Below are 21,725 nucleotides of genomic sequence, written 5' to 3' on the forward strand. Positions count from 1 at the left end.
GGCCCCACTACGTACTGAGGGCATCCATAGGTGACAGCCAGAGGACGACCCGCGTCGACGCGCCCGCCGACCACCGCGCACGCGACGGCCGGTCGGTGCGGAGGGCAGCAATGGGAAGTCCGGCTCTGACGTGGACGCTGGCGGCCGTCTCCGTACTCGTGACTGTCGTGAGCGCAGCCCGGTTCGCCGCGGCGGACAGCGGAGAGGCCCGGTTCGCGGCCGGAGGCGACATCGTCATGGCCGGTGGCATGGCCGCGATGTTCCTTCCCGCGACGGCAGCCAGCTTCGGAGACCACGGCCTGTGGTGGGTCACGGCCTTCACCGCCGTCGGCCTCGGCGGTGTGGCACTGTCCGTGCGCCACGCCCGGCTGCACGGCTGGCAACACGGTCGCCGCTGGGCACACCACGTCATCGGCAGTGCCGCGATGGTGATCATGACGCTGGCCATGCCGGGCACCGACTCCGCTCCGGCTCTGGCTCTGGGCGGGCACTCGATGGCCGGCATGAACCACGGACATGGCCACGGGGCCGCCGGGACGTCCGACGCCTCTGGGATGACCTCGCACGACGTGACGACCGGCGCCGCCCACAGCGCTGCGGCGGGAGGCTCCGCTTCTGTGTGGCGTGCCGTTCTGTTCGCTCTGGCCGTGTACTTCCTGCTCTCGATCGTCGCGTCCGTCTGGGCACGACTGCGCGGCACCGATCGGCAGTCGGGTGCGGGCCGCGGCGCAGGAAGGGGCCGCTGGGCACGACGGCTTCTCGCCCTGCCCGACGCGATCGTGGTGTTCGTCGCGTCCCTCGCCCTTTCCGTATGGGACAAGGCCCGGCCAGGAGGGAACAGGCGCCGGGCACACGCGGCAGCGGGCAGCCGCCGTCGCCCGCCGGGTACGTCACCGGGCGCAGCGCTGACGGCCCACATCGGCATGGGCGGCACGATGTTCGCCATGCTCGTCATGATGGCCGGCTGACTCCTCCGTGGCCCCGGCTTCTGGGGAGATACCGCTCAGTGGGCGCCGCTCGATTCGACGGCGAGGCGCATCGTGAACGCGTTGCCGCCGTCCTTCGACTCGTACACCCCGGTCTGGGTGGCTGCCAGGATGTGCTCGGCGTCGACGGCGGTGAGAGCCTGGGGCCGGCCGCCCGGCACGGTGGCGGCCTTCTTCCAGGTGCTGCCGCCGTCACCGCTGCGGTGAACGCCGCCAGAGGTGTCGATACCGTACAAGGCGTCCTTCGCCGCCCAGGAGAGGAAGGCCATCACGGGCTTCTCACCCTGTGCGAAGGTGCTGCCGCCATCGGCGCTCCGGGCTACGCCGTCGGCGGTGGTGGCGCACCCGAGGTCGGGTGGCCGCTGGCGTAGAAGGTCTTCGCGCCGGACACGGTGAAGCCCATGGGCAGTGCCGCTCCGCCGACCTGATCAGCTGCAGCGTCATGAATTTTCTCGTTACTCCACAGCGCGGCCGATGAGTTTGTGGTGCCCGGCCGGTCCAAACTCGTGACACCCAGGAAAGGACGCCGCCATGTCGGAGCTTCTCGTCGACTTCATCACCTCCCTCGACGGACATGCATCGGGAGAGGGCTGGCCCGGGTTCTGGGGCCTCGAGGGCCCGGAGTACCTCGCATGGCTCGGCAAGCAGCCCGAGGCCACCTACCTGATGGGAGCGAACACCTACCGCCTGATGTCGGGCTTCGCCGCAGGCGAGGTCCCGGATGGCCAAGAAGAGTTCAGGCCCGAGGAAGAGGCGTCCGTCGACGAGCTCACGCAAGCGTCCAAGGTGGTGTTCTCCTCCTCACTTGAGGAGCCACTGATGTGGGCCAATTCCACGCTCGTCCGCGACGACGCCGTCGAGGCGGTCCGCGCCATGAAGTCGAGTGGCACGGGGCTCCTCAGCACGATCGGCAGCCTCAGCCTGTGCCGGTCCCTGCTACGAGCCGGACTCGTCGACCGCTTCCGGGTCGTGATGTTCCCGGTGATCACCGGGGCCACGGGCCAAGAACGCATCTACGACGGCTATCCGGACGTTGCCCTCGAGATGATCGAGCACCGCACCTTCGACGGCCGCATCCAGCTGGTCGAGTACAAGCCCCGCGTGCTCGAGCACCCGCCGCTCGGCGTCCCTGCGTGACGTCGCCTCGTCCGCCGGTCTGGACGGCCGCCACCGCCGAGGACCGTCCAGGGCTGGTTGCTCTTGTCGCGATCAGCCCCGGACGGTGCACATGCGGGTCACCGGCCAGTGGTTGTGAGGGCGTGGCTCAGCGTCGTATGAAGAGCTGGAGGGTGTCGTACTGCGCCGGGGTGACGACGCTGACGAGGACCTGACCGACCGTCTCATCACAAGCGACGTCGGCATGTTCCTCGGCCACTACAGCCCACAGAGCACGTAGCGGCACACCCCGTCGAGATCACCGAAGCGCCGCTACGACAGGCCCAGCACGCGCATCGCCAGACCCGCCGTCGGCTTGGGACCGAACGAGGTGGACTTCCTGACTGATCACGGGCAACAGGATCGTCCGGGCTCAGGCGGACGCGGCCCTCCTGGCAGCGGGAGCACTCCGGCCACTTCGGCCGCCTTGCGTGCGGCTTTCTCCGGTTCCAGGGCCGGCAGCAGTCGGTGGATCGCGGAGAGCCGAAGCGGAGACGTGACGGTATCGACCAGGAGGGCGAGGCTGCTGGTCCCCGGGCCTGCCGCATCTGCGCTCAGCTGGAGGCAGGCGGCGTGGCGCTGGTGGCCGTCGGCGATGAGTGCCTGCCCTACGGACAGACCACTGGCCAGAAGCGCGAGGTCCGCAGGGTCATCGCAAGCCCACCATACGTGGGTGATCTGTCCGGTCCGGGCAACGGCGACCGGCGTACGGCGGGTGGCGTGGTCCATGAGCTGTGTGGTCGTCGACTCCCTGCCGCGGTGGGCCAGCAGCAGTGGCTCCAATTGGGCGCGCAGCCCTGACATATGGGCGGGCGCGCTGCCTGACCACATGAGCCGACACCTCTTCGTGCGGCAGCAGTTGTCCCGCCCGGCGTGGCAGCGACAGGTCGCCGACAAGGCCGCGTTGGAGGATCCGGGCGCCACGCCGTTGCTGGTAGACGTACAGGGCGGGCCGCTCGTCCCGGCGGAGTACGCCGCGTCGCAGCCAGCGCCCCAGTTCGCGGGCGGCGCCCTGTGGCGCGTCCGCGTACAGCAGCCGGGCCACGTGGTGGGGGTAGCGTCGGAGCGCGCGGATCCGGGCTGGGTGAAGGTCGTCGTAGGGCGGGGCGAGGAGCTCGGACGGGTCGCCGACACGGTCCGCGTCGTAGCGCACTGCCCGGAAGGGGCGGAGCTGCAACGGGATCGGCTCGGGGAAGGGCACCGCGGGAGCGGGCATGAAGGACTCCTGGAAGAGGGCAGGGCCCAGTAGAGGCGGGGCACCGTGCGGTGCCCCGCCCCTGGGCCGGAGGGCCGGTGGGTCAGACGGTCGCGGCGAGCGGCTCGGAGGCCGGATGCGCCGCCAGTCGGCCCGTGCGGTGCAGGCCGTACAAGGCGGCCGCGCAGGCCAGGCCGAGCGCGCACAACGTGATCCAGGGCAGCGCGGGCATCCCGGCCGCGCGAGCGGCGTCGAGCGCGGCGCCCGTGCCGAGGTTCCCCACGGTGATGCCGATGCCGCAGATCGTGTTGTACAGCCCGTAGTGGGTGGCGACGAGGCGGTCACCGGAGAGGCGGACGATGGTGTCCATCTCGAACGGGTAGGCGATCATCGTGCCGATGGCCAGCAGAAGCGCCGCCAGTGTCGGCGGGACCGCCGCGAGCAGCCACAATCCGATCCCGGACTCCGGTACCGGCACGGCGGTGGCGGCGAGCATGGGTACGAAGGCCAGCCCCATCGCTGCCAGTCCGCGCACGAGTGCCTGCCCTGGCTCGTACCGCGCCTTGCACCACGCCGTCACCCGCGTCTGACCGAGGATCGTGGTCAGCCCGGAGACGGCGAAGAGCATCGCCACCGCCGTCGTGCCGAACTCCCCGTCGCCACCGAGCCGGCGCACCTCCAACGGCAGTGCCAGGTAGACCTGGAAGGACAGGACGTACGAGCCGATCATGGCGATGGAGAAGAGCAGGAACGGCCGGTTGGCGAGGATGCCGCGCCACTGGGCGAGCACACCCTGACCTGCGTGAGCGTCCTGCTGCTTGGCGTCCAGTGACCTCCTGGCGGGCAGCGCGCGGATCTGTACGACGCTCAGCAGGGCGAAGATCCCGGCGGAGACCAGGCAGGTGATGCGGAAGTCCACGCCGGTCAGCACCATGCCGGCCAGCGGGCCGAGCAAGATGCCCGCCTGGTAGAACACGTTGAACAGGGCGAACGCCTCCACCCTGCGCTCCCCCGCGTCGGCCGCGAGGTACGCCCGTACGGCCGGGTTGAACAGCGCCCCGGCCAGACCGGTGGCCGCGGACGCTGCCAGCAGGGCAGGCAGGGAATCGACCAGTCCGAGCGTCGCGAAGCCGAGGGTGCGCAGCAGGCATCCGGCGACGATCAGAGGCTTGTAGCCGAGCCGGTCGGCGAGTGTGCCCCCGACCAGGAACATGCCCTGCTGGCTGAAGTTGCGTACGCCGAGGACGAGTCCGACGATCCAGCCGGCCAGGCCGAGCGTTCCGGAGAGGTGGGCGGCCAGATAGGGCATCAGCATGTAGAAGCCGAGGTTGATGGTGAACTGGTTGACCATCAGCAGCTGGACGCTGCCCTCGTATGACCGGACCTGGGTGTACAGCCCTTTCATCGGTCCTCCTCCGGAGCGTCCGCCTCGACGTCCGAGGCGCCCTGAGCGCCTTGCAGAGTGAGGGGATCGACGACGGTGGTGCACCGGGTCCAGCGGGTGACCTCCTTCTCGTCCAGGCAGCCGAGCAGCTCCGGTTCGGGTGCCGGTGGCGACTCCAGCAGGCCGTGGGCGGCGCAGTAGTCGTCGTCGTAGACGGTCCCCAGGTATCGCTGTGGACCGTCGGGGAAGATCGCGACGATGCGTGCGTCCGCCGGCATCGTGCGGGCCAGCCAGCCGGCCACCAGCGCAACCGCGCCGACGCTCCAGCCGCCGGTGGCGTAGTGGGAGGCGGCCAGTTGACGGCACGTCCACACGGCCTCGTGCGGCGCCACCCAGTGCACCTCGGAGAAGTTCTCGTAGGCGACGTTGCGGGGGTAGATGCTGGAGCCGAGGCCGCGCATCAGGCGGGGTCGGGCGGGCTGGCCGAAGATCGTGGAGCCGATGGTGTCCACGCCGACGACGGTCAGCTCCGGGTAGAGCTGACGCAGGACGCGGGAGACGCCGGCCGAGTGTCCGCCGGTGCCGACGCTGCACACCAGCACGTCGATGTGGCCCATCCCGGAGGCGAGTTCGAGCGCCAGTGGGGTGTAGGCGGCGACATTGTCGGGGTTGCTGTACTGGTCCGGGCACCAAGAGCCGGGGTGCTGCTCCAGCAGCCGCTGCACGCGGTCGCGGCGGGCCTGCTGCCAGCCGCCCGTGGGGTGCGGCTCGGAAACGACGTTGACCTGGGCGCCGTAGGCGGTCAGCAGCCGGGTCATGGACAGCTCCAGCCCCGGATCGGTGACCAGGGTGACCGGATGGCCGTACACCATCCCGGCCAGAGCCAGCCCCAGTCCCAGGGTCCCGCTGGTGGACTCGATGATCCGCCCGCCGGGCCTCAGGTCGCCACGGGCACGGGCCCGCTCCACCATGTGCAGCCCGGGACGGTCCTTGATGCCGCCGGGGTTGAAGCCTTCGAGCTTCCCCCAGAAGCCTCGCCCGGCCGGGGCCAGCGGCTCCGACACCCGCAGTAGCGGGGTGTTGCCCACCAGCCCGGACAGGGCGGACCGGCCGGAGGGGGTCGTCGCGGCCTTGGTCGATGACTGCATGTCTTTGTGTTCACTCTCGCTCGATGAAAACCGGTGCGGTTCATCTCGCGCGTCCTGGTCATGGGCGGACGATGCGTCCGCGCGCACAGGCCATGGGCACGCGGCAGCCGTGAAGTCTGTCGGCTGCGAGCAAGTGGTCTAGATCCGCCACCGCGACGTACGAGCAAGCGCCAGTCGGCCGGTGCGTGCGCTGCGACGTCTACGGTGTTCACACCGCAGGAGGGGCCTCCCGGCCACCACGGACACGGCAAGGAGTGCGACGGCCATCGCACAGAGGGCGAGTTCCTCGGTCGGCTGGGCCGCGGTGCGCACGATCACGTCCGCCGCACACTCCTCGCCCCCATGGGGAGCGTGGGGGCCATGCGGCTCCTTGTCGGCTGCCGTCGCCGAGAAGGCGGCGGGCATGGACACCGGCTCGTGCGTCTCCTCGGGCACACCGTGCAGGACGGCGCAGAGCACGAGCCCCATCATGAGGGCGCCGCGGATCACCGAGACGAATCGGCGGGACAACGATGAGCCGCATGGCACCCATAGGGGGCGCGCGGGCATACGGGAGCGGGTCGACACAGGTCCTCCGTGCTGCTGCCACGTCTCCGGCAAGCACGGAGTGAGGCGCAGACATGGGTGGGTGCAGGACGGCTTCGACGAACGTGACACCCCATCATGAGCAGGGGAAAGGACGCTCGTCGCGCGGTACCAGCCGAACCGGTGACATCCGGCGGGCCGGGGGGAGGAACCGCGTACCTCTAGACCTGCTGCACCACGGAGGCTGCTCTGAGAGCCACGGGAGATTCAACGTCCATGGGGTCACCGGCGGCCGGCCCTCGAAGGGTTGAGGCGTCGCGGGAACTGGTCGATTCGCGAACCGACGCAGCAAAGCCGGGCGATACCAGGGCAGAAGCCTGCTGAGGCTGTCCGGATACGCAGTGCTCGCCAGGATGTGACGGCCCATGGCTCCCATGATGATCGTCGGCATCCTCGGCGGACAGCACCTTCGGCTCGACGCCTGCATGGCGAACGCCGCCGTCCGACGGTGCGGTGAAGGCCGTTGCGCTGGTGGAGAGGTGCCCCTTGACACTTTCCACGTGCACGCCGTGCGTCACGAGGACGCCGAACAGGAGCACGGCCATGGCCAGCACGCGCAACAGCGGACCCGCACCAGAGCGGGTCCTGACGATGCGCCAGGGCGACCAAGCCGTAACCATGCCGTGATCCTAGCGGCTCGCTGGAAGCGATCGACCACCCGTGTCGAAACACTGGGCCAACTCGTCAGATGAATGGCTTGTTTGCTGCGGCTAGCGCTCGGGCGACCTGATCCGGCCGCCGCATTCGGGAGCGGCCCGTACCGGAAGCGGTGAGGGCCGCGCGCCTCAGTGTGCGTGCCCCGGCTCTTCCTCGGCCGACTCCGCCTGTGAGCTGCTCGGGCCCGGCCACCACGCCGCCCACGCCGCCGGCGGTGCCGGAAGTCGCAGCGAGAGCGGCGGCGAAGACGGTGATCCGCAGTCCAGCGTTCATGACCGACTCCTCATCTTCAAGCCGCTACCAGACGCGGCCGACGCACTTCAAAATACCCCCCAGGGGTACCAGATCCAGCTGTGGAGAGTCCCATGTCGAACTGCTGCACCCCTGACGGAAGCTGCCACACCAGCGCGGAGATCAAGAGGATTCGCTGCTGAACATTCATCTGCTGCCGCTGCTGGGCAGCCGGCGGATGAACTCCTTCGATCACAAGGTGGTCGAGGGCTTCCTGCAGACCATGGAACGTAACGGCATCGGCCTGGCCGCTCAGGCGAACGCCTTCGACAAGCTGAAGGCGATCCTGCTGGACGCGAACCGGCTGGGGCTGTTCGACGACAACCCGGTGGCCGGGGTGAAGCCGCCGCAGTACGACCCCAAGCGGGTGGTGATCCCGTCAGCGGAGCAGTTGCGGCAGATACGCACCGCCGGCGACGACAGTTTCCTGCTGGTCGCCGACCTGATGAGCGGCTGCGGCATGCGCAACGGCGAGGCGTTCGCGGTCAACCTGAACAACATCGTCGCCGACGACGTCTACCGCATCACCGAGCAGGTCAACCGGACCACCTGCCAGTACGAGCGGCTCAAGCACCGCAAGGTGGGCGAGTACCGGGACGTGCCCCTGCCCGCGCGGGTGAGGCAGAGCATCGAGTGGTACGCCGCCAAGCACGGCACCGTCGACGGCTACCTGCTGCGCCACCCGAGCGACCCGTCCCGCACGTTCCCGCACTACCACATCGCCAACCAGTGGCAACGGATCAAGATCCGACGCACCGCCACCCCAACATCACCCCCCACCCCGGCTGCGGCGCACGTCCGCGCGCTGCAGTCGGCACCCGACGCCGCGTCCGCCGAGCACCCCTCGACCGGGCGGACGCGGCACACATCGGAGACCGCCTTGCGCCACATCACCACCCACGACGCGCCGGCCACCGGCCTGCGCGGCATCGGAGACACCAGCTGGCACACCCGTGGAGCGTGCCACGGTATGGACGTCGAGGACGCCGACGCCGTGTTCTTCCCCCTTCCCCGGGACCACGAGGCCATCGCCGAGGCGAAGGAGCTGTGCGGCTGGTGCCCGGTTCGCCGCGACTGCCTCGACTTCGCCCTGGAGAACGTCCTCAAGGAGGGCGTCTGGGGCGGCCTGACGGAAGCCGAGAGGCGTCCCTTGCACGACGGACTGCCTCAGCGTCTCGACTACCGCCGCGTAACGGCCTTCTTCCAGGGACGCGACATGCATTTGACCGAGGCCGAGCGGCAGGTCGTCATCGAACACGCCTACGTCCGCGGCTGGCGGCCGGACCGGCTCGCCGCCACCCTGCAGATCAGCCACAAGCATGCCCGAGACCTGCTCCGGCAGGCCGCCAACAAGGTCTTCGACCGCGACCGCAGCTACGGCGTGCCCCGGCCCAAGAAGAAGCGGAAGAAGACCACCCCGGCAGCAAGCAGCCCCGCGCCCGCCGCATCCGGCACACAGCAGCTAGCAGCCCGCCCGGCAGCATCGACTCCGGCGCACGCCCCTCTCGGAAAGGCCGCATGACCCACCCCGTCCTGGCCCTCAGCGCCGCTCCGGACCTCCCTCTCCTCCTCGCCGCTAGCGTGCCCGCCACCCTCCTGCTGGTGCTGGCCGCCTGGACGATCCGGCGCCGGGGTACGCGCCCCCAGAAACATCTCGGCGGTCCGGCGGTCAAGGTCGCTGCCCTTGCGGCCATGGGCTGCACCGCCTACAGCGCCGACACCTCGTGGCGCTTCGCTGCCGACTTCCTCGACATGGCTGGCACCGCCGAGAGCGCGCCGGTATGTTCGCCGCCGCCGAGCTGGCGCTCTTCGCGACCGCCCTGATGGCACGCCAGAACCTCGCCACACAGGGCGCTCCCGGTCTGCCGGGCACCCTGGTCTGGGTGATCACCGGAGTGCAGGTGATCCCGGCCTACGCCGAGAGCGGTCCTATCGGCGGCACGGTCAGGGCCTTCGTCGGGCCGGTCATGGCGGCGATGCTGTGGCACCTCGCGATGGGGATCGAGTTGCGCCTGCGCACCCCCGGCGCCGCCTCCCACGGACTGATCGCCGTCCTGGGCCGGGAGGCACCCGAGCGTCTCCTGTCCCGCCTCGGCATCGCCGCGCGCGACCGCGACGCCGCGCAGATCACCCGGGACCGGGCGACCACCCGCGCGGTCACCCTCGCCGCCCGCCGACACGCACTCGCGCTCGCCACGGTCCCGCTGCCCTCGCCCTGGTCCCCGGTGCAGAACACCGCAACGGCAGCCACAGTCCTCTCGCAGTCGTCCTCGAAGGCTCCGGTCCCCGGTCCCCACGGTCCCGACGAGTTGGACGGGGACCGGGGACCAAGCGCCCCGCGGGGACCGGTCCCCGAGATCGCGGACTCGAAGACGTCGGCAGACGCGGGGACCGAAGGCGAGAACGCGGGGACCGGGGTGCGGACCGAGGCCCCAGAAGGAGGCACGGTCCCGGGGACCGGTCCCGCCAGTCCGGAAGCGTCGGAGGGGAACGCCCGGGGCGTGGGGACCGACCGCGCTACGCGAGAAGTTCCTGCTCAAGGCCCTGATCCGCGACAGGGACCGAACGCCGCCGAGTCGGGGATCGAGCCCACCGGGGACCGGGGACCGACCAACACCGACACGGGGACCGAGCCCACCGGGGACCGGGGACACACGGTCCCCCTCCGGCGGAAGACGACCACGAAGACCAGGACGAAGAGCAAGGGGAAGCGCGGCCGGTCCCGCACCCCGGAGACACAGCGCCCGCCACGCGAGCTGGAGCAGTCGGTGGAACAGCTCGTCCAGCAGGTCCGCCCCCATGTCCCCGCCCTGCTCGAACGGGACGGCAACGAGTCCGTCACCCGGGTCCAGCTGCGGGAGATCCTCCGCCGCGAGGGCCTCAAGGGCGGCCGGAACGACCGGCTGAGCCTCGTCCTCCAGGAACTGCGGAGCGACGACACCACGAAGACACGGAGCACCGCCCGATGAAGACCTGCCACCAGTTCGACATCGTCCGTGCGGAGTACGAGCGGGAGATCGGCTTCATGCTCGCCCACTCCAAGCGGCACGAGGGCAGGCCGTCGGCGAAATCCAGCGCGAAGCAGGCTGCCTCGACGAAGCAGCGGATGGCCCGGGCGCTCAACAGCCACATCGGGCGCTGCCCCGAGTGCGGCTGAACCGGCAAAGCCCCAGCTCAGCACCCCTATCCGGAACGGGTGACCCGGCTCCGTGCCGGGCCACCGCCCCGCTCCAGGAGACACGCAGTGATTTCGCGTCGCCCTCGCTCTTCCGAGCCCACCGCCGCCGAGGCCAGCGCCTGGGCGGACGTCCTGGTCCGCCGGCGGCTCCTGCACACCGCCGTCCTCGCGCCGACCGGCCAGTGGCTCGTCCAGAACCGGCCCGACGGACCCGTCCGCGTCCTCCTGGGACCGGCCGACGTCATCGCGCTGGCCGCGACTATCCAGCACCACACCCGAACCATGAGGCCCGAAACCCGATGACGAACCCGGACATGACGGAGTGTGACACCCTGCGCATCCCGCCCCGGCCGGGCTCAGGATCGGCCGGGGCGGGTGTCAGAGGGTGGGCGACTTCCTGCGGAGGAGGGCCGTGCGGAGGGCGGAGTGCAGGCGGGGCGTGTTCGTCCATTCGTGGCCGCGCGACGGGGAGACCTGCCAGTACAGACCGGGGCGCGTGACGCGGTGGAGCGGGGGGATCGCCACGTGCCAGCCCCGGCCCAGGACACGCACCCGCGGGAGCTCCCAGTCGGCGGCCGAACCAGGAGGGATCAGCCAGTACAGGCGTTCGCCGAAGCCGTCCGCGATCACGGCTCCCGTCTCGTCGCCGAGGTGCCGGAGTGCATCGGCCCCGAGCTCGAGCGGTACCCGTACGGCGTCCCACCAGCCGCCCGCGGCCACGATCCGCACCTCGACACTGCCCGGTTGCATCCACCACGAGGTCCTGCCGACTGTCATCACCCTCACCGGCTCTCCGATCCGACACCCCGACCGTAGGGCGGCGGCGAAGCGCCAACTTGCCTCGGCACGCAGAGAAGTTGTCCCCTTGCGCAGCGCATGGCGATATCTCTCCCCCGGACACGCTACGTCCAAGTAGCTTTACGGGTCGTATCGATGTGCGAGCGCCTGGAGGCTTCCATGGGATACCCCCGCCCCTTAGTGATCGACCCGACCGGCCGCGACATCCACGGCGAGGCCGCCCGGATACGCGAGCTCGGACCGGTGACCCCCGTCGAACTGCCCGAGGGCGTCCAGGCATGGGCCGTCAGCAGTCCCGACCTCCTCAAGCGCCTGCTCACCGACCCACGCGTCTCCAAGGACCCACGCCGGCACTGGCCCCGGTGGATCAAAGGTGAGATCTCCCCGGAATGGCCGCTGTTCACCTGGGTCGCGGTGCAGAACATGTTCACCGCCTACGGAGGCGAGCACAAACGGCTGCGCGCCCTGGTCTCCAAGGCGTTCACCGCACGCCGCACCACGGCGCTCCGACCCCGTGTCGAGGAGATCACCGCGACCCTGCTGGACGGGGTCGAGGCGGCCGGACGGCACGGGCACATCGTCGATCTGCGCGAGGAGTTCTGCTACCCGCTGCCGATCCAGGTGATCAGCGAACTCCTCGGCCTGCCCCAGGAACAGGGCGCGGAGCTACGGGCCGTCGTGGACGGCGTCTTCCACACCTCCGCCACCCCGGAGGAAGTCACCGACAACTACGCACGGTTCTACGCGGCACTGGGCGAACTCGTCGCCCTCAAGCGGCGATCGCCGGGCGACGACCTGACCTCGGCACTCATCGCGGCCCGCGACGACGACGGCGGCAACCGGCTGAGCGAGCAGGAACTGCTCGACACCCTGGTGCTCATGATCAGCGCCGGCCACGAGACCACCGTCAACCTGATCGACAACGCCGTCCACCTCCTGCTGACCCATCCGGACCAGCTCACCCACGTCCGCTCCGGCCGCGTCTCCTGGGAGGACGTGGTCGAGGAGGCGCTGCGCGTGGAGGCGCCCGTCGCCAGCCTGCCGCTGCGGTACGCCGTCGACGACCTCGTGATGAGCGAGTTCGGCGGCCCGGACGGGGTGGTGATCGGCAAGGGCGAGGCCATCCTCGCCGCGTACGCGGCCGCCGGACGTCACCCCGGGAAGTACGGCGAGGACGCCGACCTCTTCGACGTCACCCGCATCGACAAGGAGCACCTCGCCTTCGGCCACGGCGTGCACTTCTGCCTGGGCGCACCGCTGGGGCGGCTCGAGGCCCACATCGCGCTGCGGGCGCTCTTCGACCGCTTCCCCGGACTCCGACTGGCCGTGTCCCAGGACGAGTTGGAACCGGTCGACTCCTTCATCTCCAACGGCCACCGTGCCCTTCCGGTACGCCTGTGCTGATCACTCGCCACGCCACCACGCCAGCAGACGGGCGGCCCATCCGCGCGGCACACCACTGGTCTCGGGCACCACGGACGGCTGGGGCGTCGGCGCGTCGCCCTCCACGGGCGGCGGGTCGCCGACGCCGGACGGGGTGGCGGTCGCCGGTGGAAACGTCACCGGCAGCGCGACCAGCCCGCGGTGGAAAGGACCCGGTCGCCAAGCCAACGCCTTGACCGGTACGGCGAGTTCGACATCGGGAAGACGATCGAGCAGCTTCTCCACCGCCACCGCCGCGATCAGCCGGGCCGGACTCTGCGCCGGACAGTTGTGCGGGCCCGCGCTCCACGCCAGGTGGGCGCGGTTGCCCGCCCGCTGATCCGTTCTCAGGGAGGGATCGGTGTTCGCCGCGGCGAGACTGACCACGAGCGGATGCCCCGCCCGCAGCACCACCCCGTCGTGGACGACGTCGTGAACCGGATAGTGCACGGCGTAGTTGGCCATGGGCGGGTCGGTCCACAACACCTCGTCGAGAGCGTCCTCCACCGGCAGACTGCCGCCCGCGAGGCTGCCCGCGAACCGGTCGTCGGACAGCAGCAGCCGCAGGCTGTTGGCGATCAGGTTCTGCTGGGGCTCGGTACCCGCGCCCATGAGCAGGACAAGGGTGTGCACCATCTCCTCATCCGTGAGGCCGGCGGGATGGTCCATGAGCCAGGACGTCACATCCGGCCCGGGCCGCCGGCGCTTCAGCGTGACGAGGTCCAGCAGCGTCGTCGCGAGCAGTTCGTTCGCCTTCTCGGCGTCCACTCCGTCGAAGATCCCGGACATCCCCTGTACCAGCCGCTCACCGTAGTCGGCCGGGCAGCCGAACAGACGGTTGAACACCAGCAGGGGAAGCACCTGGGCGTACTCGCCGAGCAGATCGGCCCGCCCGGCCGGGGCGATGCGGTCGATGAGCGTGTCCGCGCTCGCCTCGACGTGGCCGCGCAGGGTGGCGGGGTCCACCCGGGCCAGGGCGTCCGTGATCGCGCCGCGCAGCCTGCGGTGTTCCGCGCCGTCGGTCCAGAGCGCGTTCGGCCGGTACATCATCATCGGCACGACCGGACTGTCCATGGGGACGGTACCGTCCGCGAGGTCCTTCCACCGGCGGGGGTCCTTGGAGAAGGTCTCGGTGCTGCGCAGCACGTGCAGGGCGGCGTCGTATCCGACGACGAGCGAGGCCCGCACGCCGGGCGCCAGCTCGACCGGCGCGATGGGGCCGATGTCGCGCAGCCGCCGGTAGACGGCTGCAGGGTCGGCGGCGAACTCAGGGCCGTAGAGCGACTCATGCGCGGGACAGCCCGGCGGCGGTACCGGCGGTACTGGTGGTACAGGTGGTACGGAGGTCACGCGTGCTCCAGGTGGCCGTCGGGGGTCCCCTCGCTCTGGCGAAGCCGGGAGGGCGGAAGGGTCAGGAGGTACTCGACGAGACGGATGAGTGCCCGCGTGGACGACACCCGGTCGCGGGCGTCGCAGCGGACGAGCGGGGTTTCGGGCAGCAGGTCGAGGGCCTCGCGCACCTCGTCCAGCTCATACGCGGGGGCGTCGTGGAACTGGTTCAGGGCGACCGCGTACGGCAGCCCGTGCTCCTCCAGCACGCCCATCACCTCGAACGACTGGCTGAGGCGGCGTGTGTCGGCGAGGACGAGCGCGCCGAGCGCGCCTTGGGTCATGTCCTGCCACAGCCGGGTGAAGCGCTGCTGGCCCGGGGTGCCGAAGAGGTAGAGCACCAGGCGGTCGTTGAGGGTGAGCCGGCCGAAGTCGAGGGCGACCGTGGTGGTCGTCTTGTCTCGCATGCCCGCCAGGTCGTCGACGAGGGCGCCGGCCTCGGTCATGACCTCCTCGGTGCGCAGGGGCCGGATCTCGGAGAGCGTGCCGACGAACGTGGTCTTGCCGACCGCGAAGTGGCCCACGATCAGCAGTTTGACCGCGGTCTGCACGCTGGGCCGCAGGTAGACGTCGTCAGAGGCGAGCGCGGAGTCCATCGAGCACCTCCTGGAGGATTCGGGCGTCGGTCGGCCGGGCGGCGGGGATCGGCGCGCGGGTGACGATGTGGCCGCTGTCCATGAGATCGGCGATCAGCACTTTGGCCACGCCGACCGGCAGCGACAGATGGCCGGCCACCTCGGCGACGGACAGGGCCCCGGGCCGGCACAGCTCCATGAGCCTGCGCTTTTCCGGGTTGAGTCCGGTCAGCGGCAGATCGTCGGTCGCGATCAACAGCGTGACCAGGTCCAGGGTGTTACGGGTCGGGTGGGCGCGGCCGTCCGTGACGACGTACGACCGCACCAGCCGGTCTGTGGGACGGCGCCGGGGTGTCATGCCGGGCTGCCGGTGTCCTGCCGGGCGGGGCTGGTCAGCTCCTTGCCGAGCCGGTCGACGAGTTTGTGCATGCGGTAGGTGACCGCCTCCATGTCGACGTCCTCGCTGGTGGAGACCGCGAGGTAGGCGCCCTCTCCGGCGGCGACCAGGAAGACGTAGCCGTGCGCGAACTCGATCATGGTCTGCCGCCACGGGGTGTGCGGGGTGCCGCAGAACTCGGCCGTGCTGCGGCTGATCGACTGGACGCCGGACAGGCCCGCGGCCAACCGTTCGGCGTCGTCCCGGTCGATCTCTTTGGAGAAGGCGCGGAGCATGCCGTCGGCGGAGAGCAGGATCGCGTGACGCGCCTGCGGAACCTTCAGCACCTCGTCCAGCATCCAGCCCAACGTGTTGTTGGTGGGCCCGGTCATTCGTGGCTGTTCCCTTCATCGTCGTGGAGCGTGTGCCGGGCGGCCCGGCCGGAGCGGGTGCCGCGTGCGAAGGCGCCCATGCGCCGGGCGTTCTCCTCGGCCGAGCGGCCGCCGACGTCGTCGGCCGGTACGGGGTGTGGGGCCGGTTGCCGTGGGGAGCGGCGACGGCGCTTGGGCAGGCCGCCCGGCGTCGTCGCCTCCACGGGTTCGGGTTCGGGTGCGGGGTCGGGGGCGGGTGCGGCATCGGGGCGGGGATCGGGAGCGGGGGCGGCCGGATCGGCGGTGGGGGCCGTGCCGGGCGAATGCGTCTGCGCCCGGGGGTGCGCGGGGGCGGCGGCGGACGTGGGCACGCGCGGTTCGGCGGACGGCACGGGCGCGTGAGACGCGGCGTCCAGGTGCGTGAGCAGGGCGGTCGGCAGGAACATCACCGCGCGTACACCGCCGTACGGCGAGAGCGTGTCCACGGAGACGCTGAATCCGTAGCGCTCGGTGAGAGCCCCGATGACGGCGAAGCCGAAGCGGGGCGGGTCGCCGAGCCGGGTGATGTCCACCGCGTGTGTGCCGGCGAGCAGTTCGGCGGCGTGCGCGGCCGCCTGGCCGTCCATGCCGACCCCGGCGTCGTCGATCACCACACAGGCGCCGTTGTGCACCGGCTGGACGGTGACCTCGACGGTCGTGCCCGGCTGCGAGTGACGTGCCGCGTTGTCGAGCAGTTCGGCGACCGCGAGCACCACCGGTTCGACCGCCCGGCTCCGCACGGCGATGTCGACCTCGCCGTTGATGCGGATGCGCCGGTAGTCGCGGATGCGGGAGGTGGCGCCGCGTACCACCTCGACGAGCGCGGAGGTGGCGCGCTGGCGGCCGGGCCACGAGCCGCACAGCACGGCGATGGCCTGGGCACGGCGGCCGAACTGGGCGTTGGCGTGGTCGATTTCGAGCAGGTCGCTCAGCACGCCGGGGTTGTCGTGCCGGTCCTGCATCTCGGCGATGGACACCTGCTGTTCGTTGGCCAAGGCCTGAATGGAGCGCATCGACGCCTTCAAGGCGGCCTTCGCCGACTGGTCGGCGCGCAGCCGGGCGTGCTCGACGGCGCCGGCGAATCGCTCCACGACGGCGTCGAGGCACTTCGCGAACTCCGTGTCGGTGAGCCGGATGTCGAGCAGACCGACGGCCGGGACCTGCTGGTGGGTCGCGGTCTCCAGGGCCGGCAGCCGGGCGGAGACGAGGTGCCGCAATTCCGCGTCCCGTGCCCGAAGGCCGTCCCCCAGTTCGGCGTTCCGTCTGCGCTGCCGTGCGCTGATGCCGCGTTCCCGCACCAGCAGCACGGTCACGGCGAACAGGCCCACGGCCAGGCACCAGACCACCGCCTCCGGTATCTGTTCCGTCATCAAGTCCTCACAGCAAGTGGCGGTCGACGAGCGCACGACGGTAGCGGCGCGTCCGCATCGGCACTTGTCCGTGCGCGCAAGGAAGTTGCCGTGGGACGCAGGCACGTTCGTGGGGCGTGCGGAGCGCGACCGGTTCGGTTTTGGACCAGGCCGACAATGCTGGGACGAGTTCCGGAAACCGATTGCTGGTCCCTAACCTGACGAGTTGTAACAGTCTTTGAACACGGGGAGTTCCGGGCTGCTCTCGAGCCGTCGAGAGACGTCGCAGCAAAGGGGAAGCGTTGCCCACGGGAAGTTACGTCGTGGAGACGACGAGGACCGCCGAGGTCGAGGTACGCGAGCAGACCGATCTGTGGAGTGAGCGCGTCGGGGCGTACCAGACCAGGCTGGACTACAGATACGCGCGCGCCGAAGTCTTCCGCGGCGAGATGATCCGGCAGCGCAGCGACAGCTACCAGGTGGTCACCTGGCACAGCGACCAGATCGAGTACGTCCGCACACCGGGTCTGATCCGCCAGATGCCCGACCCCGACTACCGGCTCCTCTTCCCGCTGGCCGGCGAGCTGTTACTGCGACAGGACGACCAGGAGGTGCGGTTGACGCCGGGCACGGGCAGCCTGCTCACACTCGGTGCGCCGTTCGAGCTCCTGCACGGTGCGTCCCTGCGCGGTGTCATCATGTCAATCCCGGCTCAGGAGATCGACGGCCCGCTGAACCGGAAGGCGTCGCTGGCCACCGGGCTCGATCTGAGCAAGGGGCTGGGTCGCGTGGTGCACTCCATGGTGCGCGGCCTGAACGCCGAACGCGGCCACCTCACCACCTCACAGTTCGACGCCGTCTGCGATCGCGTGGTCGAGCTGCTGTGTATGCTCGCCTGCGGCGACGACCGCCCCGACGTCCCGGGCCATCTGACCGCGGTGGAGGCGGTGGTCCGCCGCCACGTGCGCGATCACGCGGCCGACCCCGACCTGTCCGGCGCCTCCATGGCCCGCGCCCTCGGCTGGTCCCTCCGGCAGATCCAGCTCGCGCTCCAGCACGTGGGCACCACCCCCCGCGACCTGATCCGCGAGGAGCGCCTGCGTCTGGTCCGCGAGCGTCTCCTGCGCGCCGACTGCGAGCACATGACGATCACGGACCTGGCGTACGCCTCGGGCTTCTCCTCGGCGAGCGCCATGAGTACGGCCTTCCGACGACGCTTCGGGGTGAGCCCCCGGGAGATGCGTTCCAAGGCCCGCTGATCCCGCCCGCACGGGTCGGCCGACGGGCTCTCCCGTACAGCGGGGCAACCGGCAGTCCCGGAAACGCGTGCCGCCGGCCACCGGTCGGCGCGGGTGACGGGACGCGGCTCGGCCGGCTCAGCCGAGCACGTGCGCGCTGCTGACCGGTTCGCGCCGCTGCTGTCCATTGATGCGGTGCCGCTCGATGGACGAGCGCCGGTAGACCTCCTGCCGCACCCGCTGGATCTCGCCGATGGGCCGGTGCTCCTCGCGTGAGCGCCACGGTGTGATCGACGTGGCGTCGGCGGCCGTCACGTTGTCGTCCCCGCCGATGTCCTGACGCGGGAGGTCCACACGGGCGACGGTCACCCAGGGGGACAACTCTTCGGGCCACTTCACGGAGGTGTTGTCCACCGGCATACGTGCCAGATCGGTGTTGAGCTGCACTTGGAGGTCGAAGGAGTGGTTCCGTTCCGCGGCCTCGGCGACCAGGGTGCGGCGAAACGCCTCGTTGTCCGCGCGCACGTCCACGATCTGGTGCGTGAGAGCGGCCAGGGACTCGGCCGTCGGCACGGTGCGGATCTTGGCGATGTGATCGCCGTACCGGAAGGCACCCATGCTGTTGTAGGTGTACGACAGCAGGTTTCTGCGCGGGACGGTGGTGAACGAGAGCATGGCGAACAGTTCGTCCCACAGCCAGCCGTCCGGGTCGGTGAGCGTGCCCCGGCGGGTCAGGAACTCCGCCATCCAGGTCTTGCGGCGGGCGGGGTTCACCAGGGCCTCGGGCAGCTCCGCGAACAGATCCTCGATGACCATGTAGTCGTAGGCCGTGTTCGCGAAGAAGACGTCGTTGTTGATCAGGTTGAGGTCGAAGGTACCGGTGTCGGGTTCGTCGGCCAGCAATGAGGGTCCGGGGACCCCGAACAGCTTGATGCCCATCCCGCACGCCGCGCCCAGCTGATGGTCGGGACGCTGGTGGCCCAGACCGTTGGAGTAGCGGACGACGGCGTCGTACTCGGTGGGCCGGGCGAAGATGCCCTGCCCGTGGAAGCCATGGTTGTCACCGACCGTGACGGTGGCCTTCAGCAGGCCGTGGGTCTTTCCGTGAGCGGTGCGGACGGCGCGGCCGACGGCCTCACGCTCGACCGAGGCTCCGGTGCGCTGCGCCACCTGTGCGACCACCGCGTCCAACTCTTCCTGGTAGGTCGGACGTTCGACGGGACGGTAATGCTCGTAGCGGACGGGATCCATGGTGCTGCCTCCATGTGTGGGTGCTCCTGACCTCAGACGCTAGCCAGCAATTAAATTGCGCACAACATAACTACGTGTGATGTATCCCATGCCCCCGCACCCAGGGGACCACATCAACGCCGAAACGTGACCTACGGCGGACTTACAGGCATTCCAACCAGTCGGTATGGTGCGCCGCCTGAAGCACTCTTTCCCGTTTACCGCACGGATCCGAGCCGCAGTGGAAGGCCAGGCGATGACATACGCCGACGAGAACCGGTACCCACCCTCAGCACAGTCCTACGGGATCCCCCCTCGACACGAGACGTACGGACAGAATCCGTGGCCGGAGTCGTACGGGCACGACGCCGCGCGATACGACTCGTACGGTCGGCAAGTCCCCTGGGACGCCCCCTACGCGCACGAGAGTCATCGAGACGACGCCGACCTCACCGCCCTCCGCTCGGCCTACCGCCTGCTCCGCCGGATCTCCACGCTCACCGCGCTCGGCTCCTTCGTGGTGTATGTCGTGCTGTCCTGCTACGCGCCCGGTCTGATGGGATCCAAGGTCACCGGAGAGCTGAGCCTGGGCATGGCCCTGGGCATCCTCCAACTCGTCGTCACCTTCGCGGCGGTCTTCTGGTACGGGCGCAGCGCACAACGCTCCGTGGATCCGTTGGCCCGCGCCGTCCGGGAGCGGGCGGTCCCGACCGGCCGGAACGCGGAGATGGCGAGATGAACGACTTCAGCTCCGGGACGCAGGCCATCATCCTGGTTCTGTTCACGACGCTGGTCACCGTCACGCTGCTGATGTGCGTCATGGCGGGACCGGACCGCGACGACCTGGCGAACTTCTACACCGGCTACCTGTCGCTCACCCCGCTCAAGAACGGCCTGGCGATCGCGGGCGACTACATCTCCGCCGCCACGGTGCTGAGCACCACCGGCATCATCGCGCTCGCCGGATACGACGGCTACGTCCTTGCGGTCAGCACCGCCCTGTCCCTGGTGCTGCTGATGTTCCTGCTGGCCGAGCCCCTGCGCAACGCCGGCAGGTTCACCATGGGCGACGTCCTGGCCCGCAACACGTCCGGACGGGCCGTGCGGATCGCCGCCTGCGTGGTGACACTCTCGGCGACCCTGCCCTTCCTGGTCGTCCAGCTCTCCGGAGCCGGATCGCTGCTCACCTTCATCCTGGACATTCCGTACGCTGCGGGTGCCAGGACGGCGTGCATCGTCATCGTCGGCACTCTGATGATCATCTACGCGGCGATCGGCGGTATGCGGGGCACCGCGCTCATTCAGATGATCAAGATCGTGCTCCTGCTCGGCACCAGCATCGTCGTCGCCGCTCTCGTCCTCAACCGCTTCGACTGGAGCCCCGGCGACATCCTCAAGGCAGCCCAGCACGGCAGCGGCGCGGGCCCCGCCTACCTTCAGCAGGGCCTGCAGCTCGGCACGTCCACCGGTGGCCGGCTGGACTTCGTCAGTCTCCAGATCACCATCATCCTCGGCGTGGCCTGCCTGCCGCACATCACCATGCGCCTGTACTCCGCGCAGGACGTACCGGCCGTGCGTCGCTCCATGTCATGGGCGGTCGGCACGGTCACCACGTTCTGCCTGCTCGTGATCATCATGGGTACGGGCGCGGCGGCCCTGGTGGGATCGCAGCACATCACCGCGGCGGACCCGCACGGCAGGACGTCGGTGCTCATGCTGTCCCAGGTGCTCGGCGGGGCCCCCGGCTCCGCGGGCGCGGCGATCCTGTACTCGGCCGTGGCGGGGATGGTGTTCATCACCCTGCTGTCGTCGGTCGCGGGGATGACCCTGGCCGCGGCTTCGTCACTCGCCCACGACCTGTTCGCCCACGCGGTGCGGCGGGGACAGGCCGAGCCCCGTACCGAGATGACGGTGGCGGCGTGGACGAGCGTGGCCGTGGGGATCGTCGCCATCGGGCTCGCCACCATGGTGCAGAACTGGGACGTCGGCGTGCTGACCACTCTGGCCATCTGCATCGGGGCATCAGCGGTGGCACCCGCGCTCACCTACTCCCTGTTCTGGCGCGGGTTCACGCGCACCGGCCTGCTCGCCGCCCTCTACGGCGGCGGGACCTGCGCGTTGCTGCTCATGGTCTTCTCCAAGGCCGTTTCGGGCACGCCGTCCGCCGTCTTCCCGCATGCCGACTTCGCCCTGTTCCCCATGCAGTCCGCCGGGCTGGTCTCCATCCCGTTCGGCTACCTCGCGGGCTGGCTGGGCAGCCGTCTGGACCACCGTCGCCGTGCCGCCGACAGCCGTGAGCAGCGGCGCCGGTACGAGGAGAGCGAGGCACGGCTTCTCGCCGCAGCCGAATGACCACCGT

Annotated in this window: 23 protein-coding genes and 1 pseudogene; 10 read left to right on the forward strand and 14 right to left on the reverse strand. The window is 70.1% G+C overall.

Annotated features, from left to right (window positions below):
- Positions 1 to 110: 110 nt before the first annotated feature.
- Positions 111 to 968 carry a DUF5134 domain-containing protein gene (locus HNR57_RS00090; protein ID WP_184553923.1) on the forward strand — a complete coding sequence of 286 codons (858 nt, stop codon included), beginning with the start codon at positions 111 to 113 and terminating at the stop codon, positions 966 to 968.
- A gap of 35 nt (positions 969 to 1,003) precedes the next feature.
- On the opposite strand, the gene HNR57_RS00095 is transcribed toward HNR57_RS00090, so the two are convergent.
- Positions 1,004 to 1,255 (reverse strand): beta propeller repeat protein, encoded by a 252-nt coding sequence (locus tag HNR57_RS00095; RefSeq protein WP_246554098.1) that lies wholly within the window; start codon positions 1,253 to 1,255, stop codon positions 1,004 to 1,006.
- A 262-nt stretch (positions 1,256 to 1,517) separates the two neighbouring features.
- Here HNR57_RS00095 and HNR57_RS00100 point away from each other — a divergent pair, with 262 nt between their 5' ends.
- Positions 1,518 to 2,123: a dihydrofolate reductase family protein gene (locus HNR57_RS00100; protein WP_184553927.1), complete on the forward strand. Its 606-nt coding sequence runs from the start codon at positions 1,518 to 1,520 to the stop codon at positions 2,121 to 2,123.
- Positions 2,124 to 2,489: 366 nt separating this feature from the next.
- Here the strand turns inward: HNR57_RS00100 and HNR57_RS39285 are convergent, their stop codons facing one another.
- From HNR57_RS39285 to HNR57_RS00125, 6 genes are all read right to left on the reverse strand, one after another.
- Complete coding sequence (locus tag HNR57_RS39285) at positions 2,490 to 2,909, reverse strand: DUF1015 family protein (RefSeq protein WP_246554190.1); 420 nt, start codon at positions 2,907 to 2,909, stop codon at positions 2,490 to 2,492.
- Positions 2,791 to 3,357 carry a DUF1015 family protein gene (locus HNR57_RS39290; protein WP_246554101.1) on the reverse strand — a complete coding sequence of 189 codons (567 nt, stop codon included), beginning with the start codon at positions 3,355 to 3,357 and terminating at the stop codon, positions 2,791 to 2,793. Before HNR57_RS39290 ends, HNR57_RS39285 begins: the two co-directional genes overlap by 119 nt.
- Before the next feature lie 82 nt (positions 3,358 to 3,439).
- Positions 3,440 to 4,741 (reverse strand): MFS transporter, encoded by a 1,302-nt coding sequence (locus tag HNR57_RS00110; protein WP_184553929.1) that lies wholly within the window; start codon positions 4,739 to 4,741, stop codon positions 3,440 to 3,442.
- A complete protein-coding gene (locus HNR57_RS00115; RefSeq protein WP_184553932.1) occupies positions 4,738 to 5,868 on the reverse strand; it encodes a PLP-dependent cysteine synthase family protein in 1,131 nt (376 codons plus the stop codon). The genes HNR57_RS00110 and HNR57_RS00115 overlap by 4 nt, the downstream gene beginning before the upstream one ends.
- A gap of 138 nt (positions 5,869 to 6,006) precedes the next feature.
- Complete coding sequence (locus tag HNR57_RS00120) at positions 6,007 to 6,378, reverse strand: hypothetical protein (RefSeq protein ID WP_246554104.1); 372 nt, start codon at positions 6,376 to 6,378, stop codon at positions 6,007 to 6,009.
- A 236-nt stretch (positions 6,379 to 6,614) separates the two neighbouring features.
- A complete protein-coding gene (locus HNR57_RS00125; RefSeq protein WP_184553935.1) occupies positions 6,615 to 7,073 on the reverse strand; it encodes a hypothetical protein in 459 nt (152 codons plus the stop codon).
- Positions 7,074 to 8,281: 1,208 nt separating this feature from the next.
- Between HNR57_RS00125 and HNR57_RS40520 the strand changes: the two genes are divergently transcribed.
- From HNR57_RS40520 to HNR57_RS00150, 4 genes and pseudogenes are all read left to right on the forward strand, one after another.
- The gene (locus tag HNR57_RS40520) at positions 8,282 to 8,923 is read left to right on the forward strand and encodes a WhiB family transcriptional regulator (protein WP_184556418.1); all 642 of its coding nucleotides are present in this window, start codon (positions 8,282 to 8,284) and stop codon (positions 8,921 to 8,923) included.
- Positions 8,920 to 10,370 (forward strand): annotated as a pseudogene (locus tag HNR57_RS00140) (hypothetical protein). Before HNR57_RS40520 ends, HNR57_RS00140 begins: the two are co-directional and overlap by 4 nt.
- Complete coding sequence (locus HNR57_RS00145) at positions 10,367 to 10,558, forward strand: hypothetical protein (protein WP_184553938.1); 192 nt, start codon at positions 10,367 to 10,369, stop codon at positions 10,556 to 10,558. The pseudogene HNR57_RS00140 and the gene HNR57_RS00145 overlap by 4 nt, the downstream one beginning before the upstream one ends.
- 87 nt (positions 10,559 to 10,645) lie before the next feature.
- The gene (locus tag HNR57_RS00150; RefSeq protein ID WP_184553940.1) at positions 10,646 to 10,882 is read left to right on the forward strand and encodes a hypothetical protein; all 237 of its coding nucleotides are present in this window, start codon (positions 10,646 to 10,648) and stop codon (positions 10,880 to 10,882) included.
- 75 nt (positions 10,883 to 10,957) lie between these two features.
- Here the strand turns inward: HNR57_RS00150 and HNR57_RS00155 are convergent, their stop codons facing one another.
- Positions 10,958 to 11,329, reverse strand: coding sequence for a hypothetical protein (locus tag HNR57_RS00155; protein ID WP_246554109.1), 372 nt, complete (start codon positions 11,327 to 11,329; stop codon positions 10,958 to 10,960).
- Between the two features lie 207 nt (positions 11,330 to 11,536).
- Here HNR57_RS00155 and HNR57_RS00160 point away from each other — a divergent pair, with 207 nt between their 5' ends.
- Entirely contained in the window at positions 11,537 to 12,781 is a 1,245-nt protein-coding gene (locus tag HNR57_RS00160; RefSeq protein WP_184553947.1) for a cytochrome P450 family protein, read from the forward strand.
- Here HNR57_RS00160 and HNR57_RS00165 read toward each other — a convergent pair whose 3' ends face one another.
- From HNR57_RS00165 to HNR57_RS00185, 5 genes are read right to left on the reverse strand one after another with little or no spacing between them, the layout of a single operon-like run.
- A complete protein-coding gene (locus HNR57_RS00165) occupies positions 12,782 to 14,149 on the reverse strand; it encodes a cytochrome P450 (RefSeq protein WP_184553949.1) in 1,368 nt (455 codons plus the stop codon).
- Positions 14,146 to 14,784, reverse strand: coding sequence for a GTP-binding protein (locus HNR57_RS00170; RefSeq protein ID WP_184553952.1), 639 nt, complete (start codon positions 14,782 to 14,784; stop codon positions 14,146 to 14,148). The genes HNR57_RS00165 and HNR57_RS00170 overlap by 4 nt, the downstream gene beginning before the upstream one ends.
- Positions 14,762 to 15,121, reverse strand: coding sequence for a DUF742 domain-containing protein (locus HNR57_RS00175; RefSeq protein WP_184553954.1), 360 nt, complete (start codon positions 15,119 to 15,121; stop codon positions 14,762 to 14,764). Before HNR57_RS00175 ends, HNR57_RS00170 begins: the two co-directional genes overlap by 23 nt.
- Positions 15,118 to 15,531 carry a roadblock/LC7 domain-containing protein gene (locus HNR57_RS00180; protein ID WP_184553957.1) on the reverse strand — a complete coding sequence of 138 codons (414 nt, stop codon included), beginning with the start codon at positions 15,529 to 15,531 and terminating at the stop codon, positions 15,118 to 15,120. The genes HNR57_RS00175 and HNR57_RS00180 overlap by 4 nt, the downstream gene beginning before the upstream one ends.
- Entirely contained in the window at positions 15,528 to 16,919 is a 1,392-nt protein-coding gene (locus HNR57_RS00185; protein ID WP_184553960.1) for an ATP-binding protein, read from the reverse strand. The genes HNR57_RS00180 and HNR57_RS00185 overlap by 4 nt, the downstream gene beginning before the upstream one ends.
- 281 nt (positions 16,920 to 17,200) lie before the next feature.
- Here HNR57_RS00185 and HNR57_RS00190 point away from each other — a divergent pair, with 281 nt between their 5' ends.
- Positions 17,201 to 18,157 (forward strand): AraC-like ligand-binding domain-containing protein, encoded by a 957-nt coding sequence (locus HNR57_RS00190; protein ID WP_221341947.1) that lies wholly within the window; start codon positions 17,201 to 17,203, stop codon positions 18,155 to 18,157.
- Between the two features lie 117 nt (positions 18,158 to 18,274).
- Here the strand turns inward: HNR57_RS00190 and HNR57_RS00195 are convergent, their stop codons facing one another.
- Entirely contained in the window at positions 18,275 to 19,387 is a 1,113-nt protein-coding gene (locus tag HNR57_RS00195) for a catalase family protein (protein ID WP_184553963.1), read from the reverse strand.
- Positions 19,388 to 19,622: 235 nt separating this feature from the next.
- On the opposite strand from HNR57_RS00195, the gene HNR57_RS00200 reads away from it, so the two are divergent.
- Positions 19,623 to 20,105: a DUF485 domain-containing protein gene (locus HNR57_RS00200; protein ID WP_184553966.1), complete on the forward strand. Its 483-nt coding sequence runs from the start codon at positions 19,623 to 19,625 to the stop codon at positions 20,103 to 20,105.
- On the forward strand, positions 20,102 to 21,718 hold the full coding sequence (locus HNR57_RS00205) for a sodium/solute symporter (RefSeq protein ID WP_184553969.1): 1,617 nt from the start codon (positions 20,102 to 20,104) through the stop codon (positions 21,716 to 21,718). Before HNR57_RS00200 ends, HNR57_RS00205 begins: the two co-directional genes overlap by 4 nt.
- Positions 21,719 to 21,725: the final 7 nt, after the last annotated feature.

The organism is Streptomyces paradoxus, from assembly GCF_014202475.1.
Lineage (GTDB): Bacteria > Actinomycetota > Actinomycetes > Streptomycetales > Streptomycetaceae > Streptomyces > Streptomyces paradoxus.

Bases quoted from the DNA above. Each gene is read 5' to 3' on its own strand.
- HNR57_RS00090 (WP_184553923.1), top strand. From the start codon at position 111: ATGGGAAGTCCGGCTCTGACGTGGACGCTGGCGGCCGTCTCCGTACTC.
- HNR57_RS00095 (WP_246554098.1), bottom strand. From the start codon at position 1,255: ATGGCCTTCCTCTCCTGGGCGGCGAAGGACGCCTTGTACGGTATCGAC.
- HNR57_RS00100 (WP_184553927.1), top strand. From the start codon at position 1,518: ATGTCGGAGCTTCTCGTCGACTTCATCACCTCCCTCGACGGACATGCA.
- HNR57_RS39290 (WP_246554101.1), bottom strand. From the start codon at position 3,357: ATGCCCGCTCCCGCGGTGCCCTTCCCCGAGCCGATCCCGTTGCAGCTC.
- HNR57_RS00110 (WP_184553929.1), bottom strand. From the start codon at position 4,741: ATGAAAGGGCTGTACACCCAGGTCCGGTCATACGAGGGCAGCGTCCAG.
- HNR57_RS00115 (WP_184553932.1), bottom strand. From the start codon at position 5,868: ATGCAGTCATCGACCAAGGCCGCGACGACCCCCTCCGGCCGGTCCGCC.
- HNR57_RS00125 (WP_184553935.1), bottom strand. From the start codon at position 7,073: ATGGTTACGGCTTGGTCGCCCTGGCGCATCGTCAGGACCCGCTCTGGT.
- HNR57_RS00145 (WP_184553938.1), top strand. From the start codon at position 10,367: ATGAAGACCTGCCACCAGTTCGACATCGTCCGTGCGGAGTACGAGCGG.
- HNR57_RS00155 (WP_246554109.1), bottom strand. From the start codon at position 11,329: ATGCAACCGGGCAGTGTCGAGGTGCGGATCGTGGCCGCGGGCGGCTGG.
- HNR57_RS00160 (WP_184553947.1), top strand. From the start codon at position 11,537: ATGGGATACCCCCGCCCCTTAGTGATCGACCCGACCGGCCGCGACATC.
- HNR57_RS00170 (WP_184553952.1), bottom strand. From the start codon at position 14,784: ATGGACTCCGCGCTCGCCTCTGACGACGTCTACCTGCGGCCCAGCGTG.
- HNR57_RS00175 (WP_184553954.1), bottom strand. From the start codon at position 15,121: ATGACACCCCGGCGCCGTCCCACAGACCGGCTGGTGCGGTCGTACGTC.
- HNR57_RS00180 (WP_184553957.1), bottom strand. From the start codon at position 15,531: ATGACCGGGCCCACCAACAACACGTTGGGCTGGATGCTGGACGAGGTG.
- HNR57_RS00185 (WP_184553960.1), bottom strand. From the start codon at position 16,919: ATGACGGAACAGATACCGGAGGCGGTGGTCTGGTGCCTGGCCGTGGGC.
- HNR57_RS00195 (WP_184553963.1), bottom strand. From the start codon at position 19,387: ATGGATCCCGTCCGCTACGAGCATTACCGTCCCGTCGAACGTCCGACC.
- HNR57_RS00200 (WP_184553966.1), top strand. From the start codon at position 19,623: ATGACATACGCCGACGAGAACCGGTACCCACCCTCAGCACAGTCCTAC.
- HNR57_RS00205 (WP_184553969.1), top strand. From the start codon at position 20,102: ATGAACGACTTCAGCTCCGGGACGCAGGCCATCATCCTGGTTCTGTTC.